Annotated in this window: 16 protein-coding genes; all 16 read left to right on the top strand. The window is 46.2% G+C overall.

Features of this window, described 5'->3' with window-relative positions:
* Positions 1 to 240 precede the first annotated feature (240 nt).
* Positions 241 to 1,371: a flagellin gene (locus AB4493_RS04215; RefSeq protein ID WP_017066381.1), complete on the top strand. Its 1,131-nt coding sequence runs from the start codon at positions 241 to 243 to the stop codon at positions 1,369 to 1,371.
* Positions 1,372 to 1,452: 81 nt separating this feature from the next.
* Positions 1,453 to 1,878, top strand: coding sequence for a flagellar protein FlaG (gene flaG / locus AB4493_RS04220; protein WP_017066380.1), 426 nt, complete (start codon positions 1,453 to 1,455; stop codon positions 1,876 to 1,878).
* A gap of 22 nt (positions 1,879 to 1,900) precedes the next feature.
* On the top strand, positions 1,901 to 3,928 hold the full coding sequence (gene fliD, locus AB4493_RS04225; protein ID WP_017066379.1) for a flagellar filament capping protein FliD: 2,028 nt from the start codon (positions 1,901 to 1,903) through the stop codon (positions 3,926 to 3,928).
* A 3-nt stretch (positions 3,929 to 3,931) separates the two neighbouring features.
* The gene (locus tag AB4493_RS04230; RefSeq protein WP_017060688.1) at positions 3,932 to 4,237 is read left to right on the top strand and encodes a flagellar protein FliT; all 306 of its coding nucleotides are present in this window, start codon (positions 3,932 to 3,934) and stop codon (positions 4,235 to 4,237) included.
* 12 nt (positions 4,238 to 4,249) lie between these two features.
* Positions 4,250 to 4,660, top strand: a complete 411-nt coding sequence (gene fliS, locus AB4493_RS04235) for a flagellar export chaperone FliS (protein WP_004736194.1) — start codon at positions 4,250 to 4,252, stop codon at positions 4,658 to 4,660.
* Positions 4,661 to 4,888: 228 nt separating this feature from the next.
* Positions 4,889 to 6,355 (top strand): sigma-54 dependent transcriptional regulator, encoded by a 1,467-nt coding sequence (locus AB4493_RS04240; protein ID WP_017064122.1) that lies wholly within the window; start codon positions 4,889 to 4,891, stop codon positions 6,353 to 6,355.
* Between the two features lie 184 nt (positions 6,356 to 6,539).
* On the top strand, positions 6,540 to 7,580 hold the full coding sequence (locus AB4493_RS04245) for a PAS domain-containing sensor histidine kinase (protein ID WP_017060686.1): 1,041 nt from the start codon (positions 6,540 to 6,542) through the stop codon (positions 7,578 to 7,580).
* Between the two features lie 33 nt (positions 7,581 to 7,613).
* Positions 7,614 to 9,023 (top strand): sigma-54 dependent transcriptional regulator, encoded by a 1,410-nt coding sequence (locus AB4493_RS04250; RefSeq protein ID WP_017064121.1) that lies wholly within the window; start codon positions 7,614 to 7,616, stop codon positions 9,021 to 9,023.
* Between the two features lie 132 nt (positions 9,024 to 9,155).
* Positions 9,156 to 9,467, top strand: coding sequence for a flagellar hook-basal body complex protein FliE (gene fliE, locus AB4493_RS04255; RefSeq protein WP_017060684.1), 312 nt, complete (start codon positions 9,156 to 9,158; stop codon positions 9,465 to 9,467).
* Between the two features lie 16 nt (positions 9,468 to 9,483).
* Positions 9,484 to 11,226, top strand: coding sequence for a flagellar basal-body MS-ring/collar protein FliF (gene fliF / locus AB4493_RS04260; protein WP_017064120.1), 1,743 nt, complete (start codon positions 9,484 to 9,486; stop codon positions 11,224 to 11,226).
* Positions 11,219 to 12,280 (top strand): flagellar motor switch protein FliG, encoded by a 1,062-nt coding sequence (fliG, locus tag AB4493_RS04265; protein ID WP_017060682.1) that lies wholly within the window; start codon positions 11,219 to 11,221, stop codon positions 12,278 to 12,280. The genes fliF and fliG overlap by 8 nt, the downstream gene beginning before the upstream one ends.
* A gap of 124 nt (positions 12,281 to 12,404) precedes the next feature.
* Positions 12,405 to 13,205 (top strand): flagellar assembly protein FliH, encoded by an 801-nt coding sequence (fliH, locus tag AB4493_RS04270; RefSeq protein ID WP_372154558.1) that lies wholly within the window; start codon positions 12,405 to 12,407, stop codon positions 13,203 to 13,205.
* Entirely contained in the window at positions 13,205 to 14,524 is a 1,320-nt protein-coding gene (gene fliI, locus AB4493_RS04275; protein WP_017060680.1) for a flagellar protein export ATPase FliI, read from the top strand. The genes fliH and fliI overlap by 1 nt, the downstream gene beginning before the upstream one ends.
* Positions 14,525 to 14,543: 19 nt before the next feature.
* Positions 14,544 to 14,981: a flagellar export protein FliJ gene (gene fliJ, locus AB4493_RS04280; protein ID WP_017060679.1), complete on the top strand. Its 438-nt coding sequence runs from the start codon at positions 14,544 to 14,546 to the stop codon at positions 14,979 to 14,981.
* A 182-nt stretch (positions 14,982 to 15,163) separates the two neighbouring features.
* Positions 15,164 to 17,293 carry a flagellar hook-length control protein FliK gene (locus AB4493_RS04285; protein WP_372154559.1) on the top strand — a complete coding sequence of 710 codons (2,130 nt, stop codon included), beginning with the start codon at positions 15,164 to 15,166 and terminating at the stop codon, positions 17,291 to 17,293.
* 90 nt (positions 17,294 to 17,383) lie between these two features.
* Positions 17,384 to 17,872 (top strand): flagellar basal body-associated protein FliL, encoded by a 489-nt coding sequence (fliL, locus tag AB4493_RS04290; RefSeq protein ID WP_017060677.1) that lies wholly within the window; start codon positions 17,384 to 17,386, stop codon positions 17,870 to 17,872.
* Positions 17,873 to 17,874: the final 2 nt, after the last annotated feature.

The raw sequence follows: 17,874 nt of genomic DNA on the forward strand, positions 1-17,874 counted from the left end.
AGCGAATGTCGCCCTATTAATTGAAGCCCGATCACACTTTCCTTTGTTGTTGAAAAGAATATGAAAAAAAGCGCATTTTTTATTAAAGCTTCTAATTAAGGCGCCGTTAAAGGGATTGAGAGAAATGATATGTACCAATGTAAGGTGAGAGAGACACTGGTGCATAAACAAAATTGACATGTATTAGTGTGAGGTGAGAGTCACATAAGTACATTAAAAAATGCCTAAAGGAGATCAACTATGGCGATTAATGTAAGCACAAATGTGTCTGCAATGACGGCTCAGCGCTACCTAAATAGCGCGGCTGAAGGTACTCAAAAATCAATGGAGCGTTTGTCTTCTGGCTATAAAATCAATAGCGCAAAAGATGATGCTGCAGGCCTACAAATCTCTAACCGCTTAACGTCGCAAAGTCGTGGCCTAGATATGGCTGTGAAAAACGCGAATGACGGTATCTCTATTGCACAGACAGCTGAAGGTGCAATGAATGAGTCAACCAACATTCTGCAACGTATGCGTGACCTTTCTCTTCAATCTTCAAACGGTTCGAACAGCAAATCTGAACGTGTTGCGATCCAAGAAGAAGTCTCTGCTCTAAACACAGAACTTAACCGTATCGCTGAAACGACCTCTTTTGGTGGTAACAAGCTTCTGAACGGTACTTACGGCAGCCAATCTTTCCAAATCGGTGCTGACTCAGGTGAAGCAGTAATGCTATCTATGAGCAACATGCGTACTGACACTCAAGACATGGGTGGTAAGAGCTACGGCGTTACAGAAGGCAAAGATGCTTCTTGGCGTGTAGGTGCGGGTGCTGATTTAACAATCAAATACAACGATAAGTTTGGTGAAGCGCAAGAGCTATCTATCTCTGCTAAAGAAGGCAACGATATCGAAGAGCTAGCAACTTACATCAATGGTCAAAGCCAAGACGTTAAAGCGTCTGTGGGTGAAGGCGGTAAACTGCAACTTTTCGCTTCAAGCCAAAAAGTTGAAGGTGATGTTGAGTTTGGCGGCAGCCTTGCGGGCGAACTAGGTATCGGTGCTGGTAAAGACGTTACCGTTAACGATATCGACGTAACTTCTGTTGCAGGTGCAAACGAAGCAGTATCTATCATTGATGGTGCTCTAAAATCTGTTGATAGCCAACGTGCTTCTCTAGGTGCTTTCCAAAACCGTTTTGACCATGCAATCAGCAACTTAGACAACATCAACGAAAACGTTAATGCGTCTAAGAGCCGTATCAAAGATACCGATTACGCGAAAGAAACAACAGCTATGACGAAGTCTCAAATCCTACAACAGGCGAGTACTTCTATCCTAGCTCAAGCAAAACAGTCACCATCAGCAGCTCTAAGCTTATTGGGCTAAACTTACCTCGGTAAGTAGCGGTAAACTCTACTCTGGGTAGAGTTTTACTGTTTGGCTCATAAAGGAGGGAGGGAGAGTGTTATGGAAATATCATCCAACGCATCGAACATCCAGCCTTATGGCTCACCTAATGGCATTAAAATTGCAAGCGATGAAGGTAGTAGTGCGTCGAGTCTTTCGCGACTAAAAGAAGCAACATCTTATGACAAGGTAGAGAAATCGAAAGAGGAAGCTACCGAAGCGGCGATTCAATTAGCTCAACATAGACAAGAGTTAAATGATGAAGAGCGAGTCAAAATGGTGGAGAAGGTAAACGAGTTTATCTCCTCTCTCAATAAAGGTGTGGCTTTTAAGGTCGATGAAGAATCTGGGAGAGATGTGGTTACCATTTATGAGACCACAACCGGTGATATTATTCGCCAGATCCCTGATGAAGAAATGCTTGAAATTCTAAGACGCCTAGCAGCCCAAAACTCGAATAGTCGAATATTTGAGGTGAAGGTTTAAGTCGTATTATTGAGGTGATTTAATGAGTTTTGGCCCAATGGGGATTTCGTCTGGCATGGATATCAATTCCATGGTCAGCAAAATTGTTGATTCGGAGCGTGTACCTAAACAGCAACGAATCGACAATGAACGAACGCGAATCGATACCAGCATTAGTGCCTATGGAAGACTCAGAGAATCCCTTGATTCGATGAAAAACCTGATGACAAACTTTCGTCAGGAAAAAGCTTTTGCTGTGCGAACAGTGGAAAGTACCGATGAAGCGCTTGTCTCTGCAACCGCGACTACCGAAGCGATCGCTGGCAAATATGCCATCGATGTGTTGCAGCTTGCCCAAAGCCATAAAGTGGCTTCTGATGTACTGTCAGAGGACATGAAATTTGGCCCAGGTAAGCTGCAGGTTTCGCTTGGTGATGACAGCTTTGACGTGCAAGTTGGCGACAGATCGAGACTTATCGAAGTTGTTCGTGGTATCAACGGTGCAGATAGCAACCCAGGCGTTCGTGCATCTATTATCAACGATGTCGAAGGTCCAAGACTTATTATTGCCTCGAACCAGTCTGGTTCAGATCAGCAGATCAGCATTAATGTTGAGTCAGATGCTGCCAATCCCTTAAAAAAACTCGAATACAAAACGCTTGAAGAACGTGTTAAAGCGCTAGAGAAAGCGCGCGTTGCTGCTCAAGATATTCTAGCTCTAACCCCTGCAGGAAAAGCCGTTGAACTCATCGATGAAGTGATCGCTAGCGATGACCCAAATGCGAATGAAACACTCGATAAAGATGGCAATATCATCCCAGCAGCCCAAACCGATTCTACTTCAGATGTTGACGGAGACTCTAAAAGTCTCAGCTACGGTGAGCAAGCAGCCGCCGACGGCCAAGCCGCCCTAGACGCAGCTCAAGCAGCAAAGTCTGTGATGCCTGAAGATAATATCCCTGGCTGGACTGAAACCGCGTCAGGTACGCTTTTAGATTCTTACTACACACCAGAACTTGAGCTTGATGAAAAAGCGATAGAGAAGGCACCCGATGTGCCGGGGTGGTCAAATGCTGCCTCAGGTACTCTGACCGATTCATACGTGACACCGAAAGAAGCCCAACAAAAGCTTGAGGCTGAGCAAGCGCGTATCGAAGAGAAGATTTCACAAGAAAAAGCGGAGTTGGCTGAGAAAGTTCAAAAAGGCGAACTCACCGCAGAGCAAGCCAAGAAAATTGAGCGTGCCAAATTAGAACCCGAAGAGCGCGAGCTCTTAGAGAAGGTCGATAAAGCGCAAGCAGATCTTGAACAAGCACAGCAATCTTTTGATACCTATAGTGGAATGACTGAAGTTCAGGCTGGCCAAGATTCTATGGTTGTCCTAGATGGTGTTGCTCAACTCTCTAGTAATAACAATGTGATTGAAGATGCCATTGAAGGTATTGATATTACGGTGAAAGGAAAAACGCCAAAAGATAAGCCGCCGGCAGAAATTGGTGTGGAGTACGACCGTAACAGTGTTCGCCAAGATATCGAATCCTTTGTGAGCTCTTATAACCAGTTCTATCAAGTGTCGAAAGACCTCGCGGGTGTTGATCCAACGACTGGTCAAAAAGGCCCGCTCTCTGGTGACAGTACAGTGCGTAACGCCGACTCCCGATTGAAAGGGGTGTTCTCATCAAGTATCGAAGGTGCGCCAGACAATCTAAAGTCTTTGACTGAATTCGGTATCACCACCACAAGACAAGGCTCGCTAGAAATCAACTACGATATGCTTGACCGTCAACTCAACAATAACTTTGATAAGTTGGGTGAGTTCTTTGGTGGCAACAACGGTTTCGCCAAAAAAGTGGAAGATGCGATTCAAGGTATCACAGGTATCACGGGTTCAATCCGTACTAGAGAAAAGAGCTTGGTCGAGCAAAACTACCGTTTGGTTGATGACCAAAGCGCGCTCGACCGCCGCATGGACAGCCTAGAGAGCCGTACCCACTCTAAGTTCACAGCCATGCAAGATGCGACCAGTAAGATGCAATCTCAGCTGGGCAGTATGATGAATGCGTTGGGCTAATAGATGAATAGCCAGCTACAAGAGCTTTGTGAACTCGATCAACTAATTATCTCTAAACTGGAATTTAGTGAAATTAATGCTGAAGAAATAACGCAGCTTGTCGATAACAGAGAACAGTTATTGCAAAACGTGCTTCAAATAATCGACTCACATCCCGACGTTAAGCAAAGTTCTGAATGGTTTGAAGCCATTACCAGAACCAGAAAATTAGTCGAATTGATGCAGTCTGAGACGAGTCGAGTAGGTAAGACCCTACATAAATATCGTCACGGCGCTAAATCAGTTCAACAATACAAAAAGTTTTTATAGAAGAGGTTTACTATGCGCGGTTCTTTACAGGCATATAAAAAGGTATCAGTGGATAGTCAGCTAACGGCTGCCTCACCGCATAAGATTGTACAAATGCTAATGGCCGGTGCTATCGAGCGTTTGATTCAAGGCAAAGCGGCAATGCAAGCAGGCAACATCCCAGTGAAAGGTGAGCGACTTGGTAAGGCTCTAGATATCATTATTAGCCTACGTAGTTGCCTATCTATGGACGATGGTGGCGATATTGCGAAAAACCTAGATCAACTTTATGAGTTCATGATCACGCAAATTTCTGCGGCAAATCACAAAAATGACCCACAGCCTATTGATGATGTTATCGATATTATTCGCGAAATTAAGAGCGCTTGGGACCAAATTCCGAACGAATATCACAACTTGACGTCCGCTGACGTAGGTATTTAAAGAAAAATTGCAGTTTTAACCAATCTCATATCCCTTAATTGGTTGGTTGCCTTATTTTTTTAATCAAATAAAATAGAAGCCATTAGATAGCCTAATGGCTTTTTTCGTTGCTGATTTCCTAAATTTGTCCACGTAGACCATAATCATTGATACATCTCACTGTTTTATAGACTACGTTGCTCACCGTTTTTCCGCATCGCACCAAAATAAAGGCAATAATTCCTACTTATGCAAGGTTTGGCAAAACTGCTTGTCGTCGACGATAACGCTCAAGATCGTCACAATTTAAGCACAATATTAGAGTTTGTAGGAGAGAGCTGCGAAGTAATCAGCTCTGAACAAGCACGTAAAGTTGACTGGTCACTACAGTGGGCCGGCTGCATTATTGGTACCATTAAAGGTAAAGGCTTCAACGCATTACTGAATGAGAAGCTTGTTCACGCCAATCACATCCCTTTACTGGTGATTGGCAAAAACAATCACCCGGTTGACGAGTTGACTAACTATGTTGGTGAGCTTGAACTTCCTCTTAACTACCCGCAATTAAGTGATGCATTAAGACACTGTAAAGACTTCTTAGGCCGTAAAGGTGTTCAAGTTGTGTCTTCGGCACGCAAGAACACCCTGTTTCGCAGCCTAGTAGGACAAAGTGCTGGCATTCAAGAAGTACGTCACTTAATTGAACAAGTCTCTTCTACGGAAGCGAACGTGCTGATTCTTGGTGAATCTGGTACAGGCAAAGAAGTCGTAGCGCGTAACATTCACTATCACTCTAAACGTCGTTCAGGGCCTTTTGTTCCTGTAAACTGTGGCGCGATTCCACCTGATTTGCTTGAAAGTGAACTGTTTGGTCATGAGAAGGGCGCATTTACTGGGGCGATTACCGCACGTAAAGGCCGTTTTGAATTGGCTGAAGGTGGCACACTGTTTCTTGATGAAATTGGCGATATGCCGATGGCGATGCAAGTTAAGCTGCTACGAGTACTGCAAGAGCGATGCTTTGAGCGTGTAGGTGGCAATAGCACCATACAAGCTGATGTTAGAGTGATTGCGGCAACCCACCGCAACCTTGAAGATATGATCGACGATGATTCGTTCCGTGAAGATCTTTACTACCGCTTAAATGTATTCCCGATTGAAATGCCGGCGCTTCAAGATCGTAAAGAAGATATTCCACTGTTGCTTCAAGAGCTGATGACTCGAATGGAAGCGGAAGGCAGCATGCCTATCTGTTTCACGGCTCGTGCTATCAACTCTTTGATGGAGCATTACTGGCCAGGTAACGTTCGTGAACTAGCGAACCTGGTTGAACGAATGGTTATCTTGTATCCAAACAGCTTGGTTGATGTGAATCACCTGCCAACTAAATATCGATACAGCGATATCCCTGAGTTCCAGCCAGAGTTTAATAGCTTTGGATCTGAAGAGGAGCAAGAGCGTGATGCACTTGCTGACTTATTCTCAGAAGATTTCAGTTTTGACCAGCAAGATGATATTGCCGACAATGCTAATGCGCCTCAAGAGTTACCGCCAGAAGGGGTTAACTTGAAAGAGCTACTCGCGGATATGGAAGTGAATATGATCAATCAAGCGTTGGAAGCGCAGGGCGGCATTGTTGCTCGTGCTGCTGACATGCTTGGAATGCGTAGAACCACTCTGGTTGAAAAAATGCGTAAATATAACTTGCAGCGCTAGTGCCCAGTTTTCGATGAAAACGAAAAACTAGTACACACTTTTTAGCTATTTGGTAACTCTAGCTAAGTGAACAGATAAACCATAGTCGAGTTGTTGCTTGCTTAACTATGTGATAAATATAGCAAATAGCCTGACTCGTGTTGTACGTCTCAGGCTGTTTTAGTATTTGAGGCAAATTTTTGACATGCGCGTATCTAACGAACCAGAAAATCAATCACACCTAGATTCTGTTGAACAGCAGGTTGAGCGCTATAAGCAAGTACTCGACGTGATGCCAGCTGGGGTTATCTTGTTAGATACACACGGCGAAGTGAGAGAAGCGAACCCTGAAGCGCATCGTATTCTTGGTGTTGAGTTGGTTGGCGAGAAGTGGTTTTCAGTGATTCAAAGTGCCTTTGACCCAAAAGACGATGACGGTCATGAGATCTCATTGAAGAACGGGCGAAAAGTGCGTTTGGCGATTTCAGCCTCTACCACGGGTCAGCTGATTTTGATTACCGATCTGACCGAGACCCGACTATTGCAGTCTCGCGTGAGTGATCTTCAGCGTTTGTCTTCATTAGGTAGAATGGTGGCCTCGCTTGCCCATCAAGTGCGAACGCCGCTTTCAAGTGCGATGCTGTATGCATCAAACCTTGCCGCGCCAAATCTGCCGCCGGCAACAAAAACGCGTTTTCAATCTAAGCTTATGGATAGATTGCATGACTTAGAGAAGCAAGTGAACGACATGCTGTTGTTTGCCAAAGGTGGTGACAACAAAGTCGTTAAGCCATTTACTGTGGCTGAATTGATCACTGAATTTCACCCTATGGTGGAAGCGGCATTGAAAACTAACCAGATTGATTATTGCCAAGAAGTTGAGGGCGAACAGACTCAAATGTTCGGCAACGCCAATGCTATCGCCTCAGCGTTAAGCAACCTAGTGTTGAACGCGGTTCAAATTGCGGGTAAGGAATCGCAGATCGATGTGTTTTTTAGGCCCGTAAATGGCGAGCTTAAGATATCAGTGCAAGACAGTGGCCCCGGCGTACCGAAAGAGCTTCAAGGTAAAATAATGGAACCCTTCTTTACCACTCGTTCACAAGGTACAGGTCTAGGCTTAGCGGTTGTACAAATGGTATGTCGAGCACATGAAGGCCGACTGGAATTGATATCAGAAGAAGGCGACGGCGCATGCTTTACCATGTGTCTACCGCTTGAAAGAAGTGCTTCTTCTGAAGACTAATAAGTTTTAACTGAATTTACACTGGAGAATCCTATGGCTCAAAGCAAAGTGTTAATCGTCGAAGATGATGAAGGTCTACGCGAAGCCCTTGTCGACACACTCGCGCTTGCTGGCTATGAATGGCTGGAAGCGGATTGTGCGGAAGATGCTCTGGTCAAATTAAAATCGAACTCCGTTGATATTGTCGTATCTGACGTGCAGATGGCGGGCATGGGTGGCTTGGCACTATTGAGAAACATTAAGCAGCATTGGCCAAATTTGCCGGTATTGCTAATGACAGCGTACGCCAACATCGAAGATGCCGTTGCTGCAATGAAAGAGGGCGCTATCGACTATATGGCAAAGCCATTTGCGCCAGAAGTGCTGCTCAACATGGTCAGCCGTTATGCGCCTGTAAAGTCGGATGACAACGGCGACGCTATCGTTGCTGATGAAAAAAGTATCAAGCTAATGATGCTGGCTGATAAAGTTGCGAAAACCGATGCCAACGTCATGGTGTTGGGCCCGAGTGGTTCTGGTAAAGAGGTGATGTCTCGCTACATTCACAATGCTTCTAGCCGAAAAGATGGCCCGTTTGTCGCGATTAACTGCGCGGCGATCCCAGACAACATGTTAGAAGCGACCCTGTTTGGTTATGAAAAAGGCGCATTTACTGGCGCTATTCAAGCTTGCCCGGGGAAATTCGAGCAAGCGCAGGGCGGTACAATTCTGTTGGATGAGATCAGTGAAATGGATCTTAGCCTACAAGCCAAACTACTGCGTGTTTTGCAAGAGCGCGAAGTTGAGCGATTAGGTAGTCGTAAGAGCATCAAATTGGATGTTCGTGTATTAGCGACCAGTAACCGAGACCTTAAACAGTATGTTTCTGAAGGGAATTTCCGTGAGGATTTATACTACCGCCTGAATGTATTCCCAATTTCTTGGCCTCCATTGTGCGAGCGTAAAGGCGATATTGAGCCTTTAGCCAAGCACTTAGTCGAGCGCCACTGCACCAAACTTGGTATGCCTGTACCCGTTATGTCAGCACAAGCGATCAGTAAACTCGTCAATTATCCGTGGCCGGGCAATGTTCGCGAATTAGACAATGTGGTACAGCGTGCGTTAATATTGAGCGAACAAGAGAACATCTCTGGTGAGCATATCCTTCTTGAAGGTGTCGATTGGCAAGACGCAAGCAGCCTACAACAAATCGTCGAAGGCACTGACGTAGCTGCGCCAGAAATCAAGCCTATTGCCGAAGCAAACCCAATCAATAAAATCGCGGCTAGCAGCGAAGGGTTAGGTAATGAGCTTAGAGATCAAGAGTATGCGATCATTCTTGAAACCCTGATTGCATGTAATGGTCGACGCAAAGATATGGCTGAAAAACTGGGCATTAGCCCTCGTACACTGCGTTACAAGTTGGCTAAAATGCGCGATGCTGGAATAGATATCCCAAACTGAGGATAGATTAGTAGTGTCAGCTTTCTGACTAGTGTAATACGATATCTAGTCAATTAAATGTGTGGCACGCTAATTGCTCTGTCAATAATATAGCTAAATAGATGGTCATAATTTTGACTCCTGAGGTAGTAGATGAGAATAGATGGTTTACAAGGCGAAATGCAGGCGATGATGGTCGAAGCTGCCAGCGCGCGTCCCGCAGCAACGGGGCAAGCGGTCGGTGCAGATTTTGGCAACATGCTGACTAATGCCATCAATAATGTGAACTCATTACAAAAGACCTCAGGTGATCTTCAAGCTCGTTTTGATAGTGGCGACCAAAGCGTATCCCTATCGGACGTGATGATTGCTCGTAATAAATCTAGTGTGGCTTTTGAGGCGACGATCCAAATTAGAAATAAATTGGTCGAATCGTACAAAGAGCTGATGAATATGCCGGTATAAGTTGGGTAGTTAAATAGTGGCAGATAATAGTCAAACAACAGATTTAACCGTAAGCGATAGCAACGACCACGCACTGATTGCAGGCTCTGAGCTAGACGGAGAAGGGCAAAATCCCGATCTAGGTGAACGCAGTTCATCGAAGTTCGATATGGCTGTCGGTGATCTCGATTTACTTCGTCAGGTCGTCTTAGTCCTTTCTATCTCTATCTGTGTAGCGCTGATTGTGATGCTGTTTTTCTGGGTAAAAGAGCCAGAAATGCGTCCATTAGGGGCTTACGAAACAGAAGAATTGATCCCCGTTCTTGATTACTTGGATCTGCAAAAGATCCAGTACACGCTTGAAGGCAATACCATCTCAGTACCGGCGAGTGAGTACAACTCATTAAAGCTTAATATGGTACGAGCGGGTTTGAATCAAGAGCGAAACGCGGGTGATGACATCCTCATGCAAGACATGGGTTTTGGTGTATCACAACGTTTAGAACAAGAACGCCTTAAATTAAGCCGCGAAAGACAACTTGCCAAAGCCATTGAGCAGATGAAACAGGTGCGTAAAGCTCAGGTTTTATTGGCCCTGCCGAAGCAGAGTGTTTTTGTACGTCATAATCAAGAAGCCTCTGCTTCTGTATTCCTAACTCTAAAAACAGGTACTAACCTCAAGCAGCAAGAAGTTGATTCTGTTGTGGATATGGTGGCAAGTGCCGTTCCGGGAATGAAAACCTCACGTATTACGGTGACCGATCAGCATGGCCGATTGTTGAGCTCAGGCTCTCAAGACCCTATGTCAGCGGCGCGTCGTAAAGAACACGAGTTAGAGCGCAATCAAGAACAAGCGCTGCGTGAAAAAATTGACTCCATCCTGATTCCTATTCTTGGGTTTGGTAACTACACCGCTCAGGTTGATATCCAGCTCGATTTCAGTGCTGTGGAGCAAACCAGAAAACGTTTTGATCCGAATACACCGGCGACTCGAAGTGAATACACCTTAGAAGATTACAACAATGGAAATACGGTGGCGGGTATTCCGGGTGCGTTGAGTAACCAGCCTCCAGCGGATGCCTCAATTCCACAAGATGTGGCTCAGATGAAAGACGGCGCGATGACAGGTCAAGGCTCTGTTCACAAAGAAGCGACTCGAAACTTTGAGCTAGACACCACCATCAGTCATGAACGTAAACAGAGCGGCACGGTTAATCGTCAGACGGTTTCTGTTGCGATCAAAGACCGCCAATCCTTGAACCCAGATACGGGTGAAGTGGTTCATACGCCAATCCCGGCGAGCGAAATCAATGCGATTCGCCAAGTACTGATTGGTACGGTGGGCTTTGATGAAACTCGTGGTGATTTGCTCAACGTATTAAGCATGCAGTTTGCACCTCAAGTAACAGATGTTGTTGCTGATGTGCCAATCTGGGAGCATCCAAACTTCAATGATTGGGTTCGTTGGTTTGCAAGTGCCTTGGTTATCATTGTGGTGGTGTTGGTACTTGTTCGCCCTGCAATGAAGAAACTGCTTAACCCAGCAGCAGACAACGATGAACAGATGTACGGACCTGATGGCATGCCAATTGGTGCCGACGGCGAAACCAGCTTAATTGGTGGTGATATTGAAGGTGGTGAGCTGTTTGAATTTGGTTCAAGTATCGACTTACCAAACCTTCATAAAGACGAGGACGTGCTGAAAGCAGTACGTGCACTTGTAGCGAATGAACCAGAGCTAGCAGCTCAAGTAGTTAAGAATTGGATGGTAGATGGCTAACGAAATAGTTCCACAACAAACTGAAGGCGGTGAAGTGCTTGATGTCTCTAGCGTGGATATCGGCTCTATCTCAGGCGATGAGCGCGCTGCGATCTTGTTGCTCAGTTTAAATGAAGAAGATGCTGCTGGTATTATTCGTCACCTAGAGCCAAAGCAGGTTCAGCGTGTGGGTAGTGCGATGGCGCGAGCTACAGACCTATCCCAAGAGAAAGTAGGCGCTGTGCACCGTGCTTTCTTAGATGATATTCAGAAGTACACCAACATTGGTATGGGCAGCGAAGACTTCATGCGTAATGCGTTAGTTGCTGCTCTGGGTGAAGACAAGGCGAATAACCTTGTTGACCAAATCCTTCTCGGCACAGGTTCGAAAGGTTTGGATTCGCTTAAGTGGATGGATCCTCGTCAGGTGGCGAGCATTATCATCAACGAGCACCCTCAAATTCAAACTATTGTGTTGTCGTACCTCGATGCCGATCAATCGGCTGAGATCCTGTCTCAGTTCCCAGAGCGAGTTCGTCTGGATCTGATGATGCGTATTGCCAACCTTGAAGAAGTTCAACCTTCGGCGCTTGCTGAACTGAATGAAATCATGGAGAAACAGTTCGCGGGTCAAGCGGGTGCTCAAGCTGCCAAAATTGGTGGCCTGAAAGCCGCGGCTGAGATCATGAACTACATGGATAACAACGTGGAAGGCGTCTTGATGGATCAAATCCGTGACCAAGACGAAGACATGGCAACACAGATTCAAGATCTGATGTTTGTCTTTGAAAACCTTATTGAAGTTGATGACCAAGGTGTTCAACGACTACTACGTGATGTTCCACAAGATATTCTACAGAAAGCACTTAAAGGTGCAGATGAAGGTCTACGTGAGAAGATCTTCAAGAACATGTCTAAACGTGCTGCCGATATGATGAGAGACGATATTGAGGCGATGCCGCCAGTCAAAGTCTCTGATGTTGAAGCGGCTCAGAAAGAGATTTTGGGTATCGCGAGGAAGATGGCAGACAGTGGCGAAATTATGCTGTCTGGTGGCGCCGACGAGTTCCTTTAATACAGAAATCTCAAAAGCCCCACACTGTTGGGGCTTTTCTTTATCCAATCTCGAACCACAGATTAACTCAGTTTAACTGCTTGAATTCACAATACAGTTAAGCCACTCATAGATAGGTACTGATATGTCAGGTGATAGAAAACGCGGCTTCCTTCGCCCTGAAGAAGATAATACGGTTGCCCAACCTCAGAAATGGGGGCTGCCTGACTACACCTCTGACGTGAGCAAACAAGCCAAAGAAACCGCTTTTAACTACGACCCTAGTTGGATGCCAACGGTTGAAGAAGCCATTGAAGATGAAGAGCTGGTTCTGACTGAAGAGCAAATCGAGCTGATTAAACAAGGCGCTTATCAGGAAGGGCTGCATCAAGGCCAAGAGGCGGGCTTTAAGCAAGGCTATGAAAAAGGCAAAGAAGAAGGTTTTGCTGCCGGTCACGAAGAAGGCAACGAAGCCGGCAAGCTTGAAGGCGTAACCGCGGGTCAAGAGTACATTCAACAGCAGGTGGCCGTCTTCATGGGGCTGGCAAACCAGTTCGCTCAACCATTAGAGTTGATGAACGCTCAGGTGGAGAAGCAATTGGTCGACATGGTGCTTACCATGGTCAAAGAAGTGGTTCATGTTGAAGTGCAAACCAACCCACAAATCATATTAGATACCGTTAAAGAATCGGTAGAGTCGTTGCCGATTTCTGGTCACGCAATCACATTGAAACTCAATCCGGAAGATGTGGCGATCATTCGCTCTGCGTATGGCGAGACTGAATTGGACTGCCGTAATTGGACGCTGGTCGCAGAGCCAGCACTCAACCGTGGTGATTTACAAATTGAAGCGGGTGAGTCGAGCGTTAACTACCGCATGGAAGATCGTGTAAAGAACGTTATTCAAAATTTCTGCGGCGCAAATCGTCACCAAGGTCATGAGTAATGCTTGAGTTAGCGAATCGTCTCAGTCAGTACAAAGTCGAGGGGCTAAAATCGCGACCAATTGCCTCTGGTAAATTAGTACGCGTTGTTGGCTTAACGCTTGAAGCGACCGGCTGTAAAGCGCCAATCGGCAGTTTGTGTTTAGTCGAAACCATGTCTGGTCAGATGGAAGCCGAAGTCGTCGGTTTCTCTGGCGATAACCTATTTTTGATGCCGAGTGAGCAAATCACCGGGATCTTACCTGGCGCTCGCGTCACGCCAATGACTACCGAAAGTGGTATCCCTGTTGGAATGGAACTGCTCGGTCGAGTGATCGACGGCGTAGGTAATCCACTCGACGGTTTAGGTCCAATCTATACAGAGCAACGCGCTTCATTTAATGCGGAGCCAATCAACCCGTTAGCTCGTAAACCGATTTCTGAACCACTCGATGTCGGCTTGAAAGCCATTAATGGTTTGCTAACCGTGGGTAAAGGGCAACGTATAGGTCTGTTTGCTGGCTCTGGTGTCGGTAAATCCGTAACTCTGGGCATGATGACTCGAGGCACAACTGCGCAAGTAGTGGTCGTAGGCCTAATCGGTGAGCGTGGACGAGAAGTTAAAGAATTTATTGAAGAGATTCTTGGTGAAGATGGCCGTAAGCGTTCGGTTGTTGTTGCCGCTCCTGCCGACTCATCACCATTGATGCGCTTAAAAGGCTGTCAAACCGCGTTGGCTGTCGCCGAGTACTTCCGCGACCAAGGCTTAGATGTTCTGCTACTCATGGATTCATTGACCCGTTTTGCTCAAGCTCAGCGTGAAATTGCTCTGTCTGTGGGTGAGCCGCCAGCAACCAAGGGCTATCCGCCATCAGTCTTCGCTAAGCTTCCTGCGCTGGTGGAACGAGCAGGTAACGGCAATGATGAACAAGGTTCTATCACGGCTTTCTTTACCGTGTTAACCGAAGGCGATGACTTACAAGATCCGATTGCGGATGCGTCGCGAGCAATTCTCGATGGTCACGTTGTGTTATCTCGTGAGATGGCCGATGCCGGTCACTACCCAGCGATTGACGTTGAGAAATCCGTCAGTCGTGTTATGCCGCAAATCACCACTGAAGAACATGTCTTGATGTCGAAAGCGGTAAGGCAAGTGCTGTCTATCTGCCGTAAAAACCAAGATTTGGTGTCGATTGGTGCTTACAAGCCAGGAACGGATCCAGCAATCGATAGTGCCTTCACGTTGAAACCAAAACTGGATGAGTACTTGCAGCAGAAGATGAAAGAGACCGTCCCATACGACATGTGCGTCAACATGTTGAAACATGTATTGGGTGGCTAACGGGTGAATAAGGTTAGTCATGGATAACGCATTAGAATTTTTGCTCGATCAAGCCAAAGATCAAGAGAACCAAGCGGTACTTGCGCTCAACAAAGCGAACTCTGAGCTGCAAGGCTACTATGAGCAGGTTGCGCAGATTGAAAAGTATCGACTGGATTACTGTCAGCAGCTCGTTGACCGCGGCAAGGCAGGCTTAACGGCGAGCCAATATGGTCACTTGAACCGCTTCTTAACTCAGTTGGATGAAACATTATCCAAACAGAGAGAAGCCGAGCACCACTTTAAAAATCAAGTCGACAACTGCCAAAGCTACTGGATGGAGTTACGCAAAAAACGTAAATCCTACGAGTGGTTGATGGAGAAAAAGCAGAAAGAGAAAGCAAAGCTGCAAGATCGAAGAGAACAAAAGCAAATGGATGAGTTTTCGACTCTGTTATACAGCCGAAAGAAGATGTGATCCTAAGCCACGAATGACGTCAGTGCTGTTCTCTATATTGTGAAAACCGAACTTATAGGCATGTTTCTTGCTCCGTTTTATATAAAATTGCGCGTTATGTCCACCAAAGGCATGAAAAGCATCCGACTTTCTTTTTGTTGCCTGATTCATGGCAGCAAAGCTAGTAGATAGAGCTTGTATATATGAATGTTAGTCTTTCCTCAAATTCAGCGACCAACAAAATGTCATCGTTGTTGGACACCGGTTCTGCCTCTTCCAAGGTAGAAGAAACCGGCGACTCTAAAGGTTTCTTTGAGTCCTTTAAAGAAGCGCTCGGCTTTGAAGAAAGTGACAGTAAAGTCGCAGCAAAAGACACAGAAAGCACTGCGAAACCTGATACTAAACAGACATCTACCGAAGGTGAAGCGTCAGCCGAAGCGAACAAAGGTGATTTCGCTGAATCAAAGGCTACTGACGAAGTGAGCGAAGCGCAAAGCAAGCAAGCAGCTTCAGAAGTAGAAGGCGAGAAAGCTGCTGATAAAACATCAGCAGAGGCTGCGTCTGGATCTGAGGCTCAGCTCAAAGCCAATTCGGGCACTGATAGCACTGTCGCTGATAAGACTGTTGCAGATAAGGCAGATGGTAAAGATGCGCAGGATACGACTAACGAATCTAAAGAACATATTGCTCAATCCCAAACTCAGGGTCCATCAGCGGTAGATGGTGCTACGCAGGCATCGCAAGCCAATGCAGCGATGAGCGAAGGCAATAAATTGCTTGGTCAATTGGATGAGGCAAACAAAACCCTAAATCAAGCGCCAAACGGCAAAGGCTTGCCTCAGCAAGGTCAGGTAGAACAAGCCCAAGGTAATATCACCGGTGCTTCTGTTGCAGGAGTTTCCGTTACGGATAAGGCGACACAACAAGCTAAGGCTGCAAATCAGGAGAAGAGCCTTGAAGTCGATTCTGAAATCGCTGTACTTACCGGAGGTAAGGGTGTTTCTCAGCTAACTGATACTGAAATCCGACAGTTGATGGATAAAGGCGTCACTCCAGAACAAATTGAAGCCAGTATGAGCCGAGAGCTGAGCCAAAAGAATGCAGCTAGTGCGGTTGCTGCCGAGCAGAGCCAAGCATTGTCAGCCGTGGATATTGAACTGGCAAAGCAAGTAGATGCCCATACCAAAGCGCTAAACCAATTGAATGGACAAATCGAATCAGAGCAGTCTGTTGTCGATAGCTTGCTTGATAAGCAACAAAGTGGCGCTAAGCTGACGGTTGATGAGCAAGCCGCTTTGGCTAAAGCGACCTCTAACCTAGACCTGTTGAATCAACAGCTCGCTAACGTTCAACAACAAGTAACAGCTTTGCTAAGTCAAGCTCCGGCTGCGAACAGTGCGTCTGGTGAACCCACTGCTATCGATTGGGATAATACGGATTCAAGCGAAACTAAAGCCTTAGCTGCGGCAGCATCAACAGCAGCTGTAGCGACGGCTACACAACAAGTGTCAGCGCAGGCCGCTTCTCAATCAGCAAACAATGCTCTTACGGACAAGGCGGCAATGCTGCACGCCAATAATGCACATGCAGCCCAACAGGCCGCAGCTCAACAAGCTAATGTGGCTTCACCTCAGCAGCAAGCAACGTTGGATCCAGCTTTAACCGCGCAAGGAATGGCGATGAATGCAACGCCAGCTGCCACAAAAGCAGGCTCGACTGATACGCTTCTTAAAGCGGGCGCCGGTGCAGCAGCACTGTCTGGTTTGGGTAAAGCGGGTGCTAAAGAAGATTCTAAAGATTCGACCTTTGCTCAGCAGATCGCTTCTGCGGCTGGTGCACAAGGTACGGCAACGGTGGGTTCAGCACCTACGCGAGCTGAAATTCAAGCTGCTCAACAAGCGCCCTTACAGCTCACCAAAGAGCTAGCCAATGAGCAAGTGGCTGAAAAAGTACAAATGATGATGTCTAAGAACCTTAAGAACTTGGACATTCGTCTCGACCCACCAGAATTGGGCCAAATGAAAATCCGCATGACCATGAATAATGACGTGGCAAACGTGCACTTTACGGTGAGTAATCAGCAAGCGAGAGATGTGATTGAACAAACCTTACCTCGCTTGAGAGAGATGCTTGCTCAGCAAGGTCTGCAGCTTGCCGATTCGTCTGTTCAACAACAGAACTCCGGTCAGGGACAAGATAGATACAACAATGGTGAGCAACAATCCGGCGCTAACCGCACAAATGATACGCAAGGTGATGAAAACCTTGATAGTGGCAGCAATCTTGAATTGAATGTCGCATCAAAGCGTGATGGAATTAGTTATTATGCCTAATATCAGGCTAAGAACGCTTGGTTAATAGAAAAAACCAGTTAATAAAAAGAACCATCAGTTAATCGCAAGAACAGGAAGTTAGAGTAAGATATGGCCGAAGAACAAGATGCACCTAAAGGGAAGAGCAAGCTCCTTATAATTATTATTGCCGTAGTTGTGTTACTGCTTGGTATAGGTGGTGCGCTGTACTTTTTCTTAGGTTCTGACGATAGCGCCTCTGAATCTCAGTCTCAGCCAGCAACGGCTGTGGTCGCTGCAGAGCCGGTTATGTATGTTAATATTCCTCAGCCCTTCTTGTTTAATGTGACAGGTGACAAAAAAGATCGCCTAGTTCAGATAAAAGCACAGCTCATGGTACGTGGCAGTAAGAATGAAGACCTGGCTCGTTACCACTCTCCACTTGTAGAAAGTACGCTACTGGCCACGTTCGCTTCGGCAACGGTTGATCAATTGCGCTCACCAACAGGCCGCGTGGAACTGCGTAATAAGGCAACAGAAGATATTAAAGCAAGCCTGGCTCAAGCTGTTGGCCAGCCTGTGATTGAAAAAGTGTTATTCACTGACTTCGTAATTCAATAGGT

Origin of the sequence: Vibrio sp. 10N.222.55.A1 (assembly GCF_041473835.1) — a bacterium.
GTDB classification, from domain to species: Bacteria; Pseudomonadota; Gammaproteobacteria; order Enterobacterales; family Vibrionaceae; genus Vibrio; species Vibrio crassostreae_C.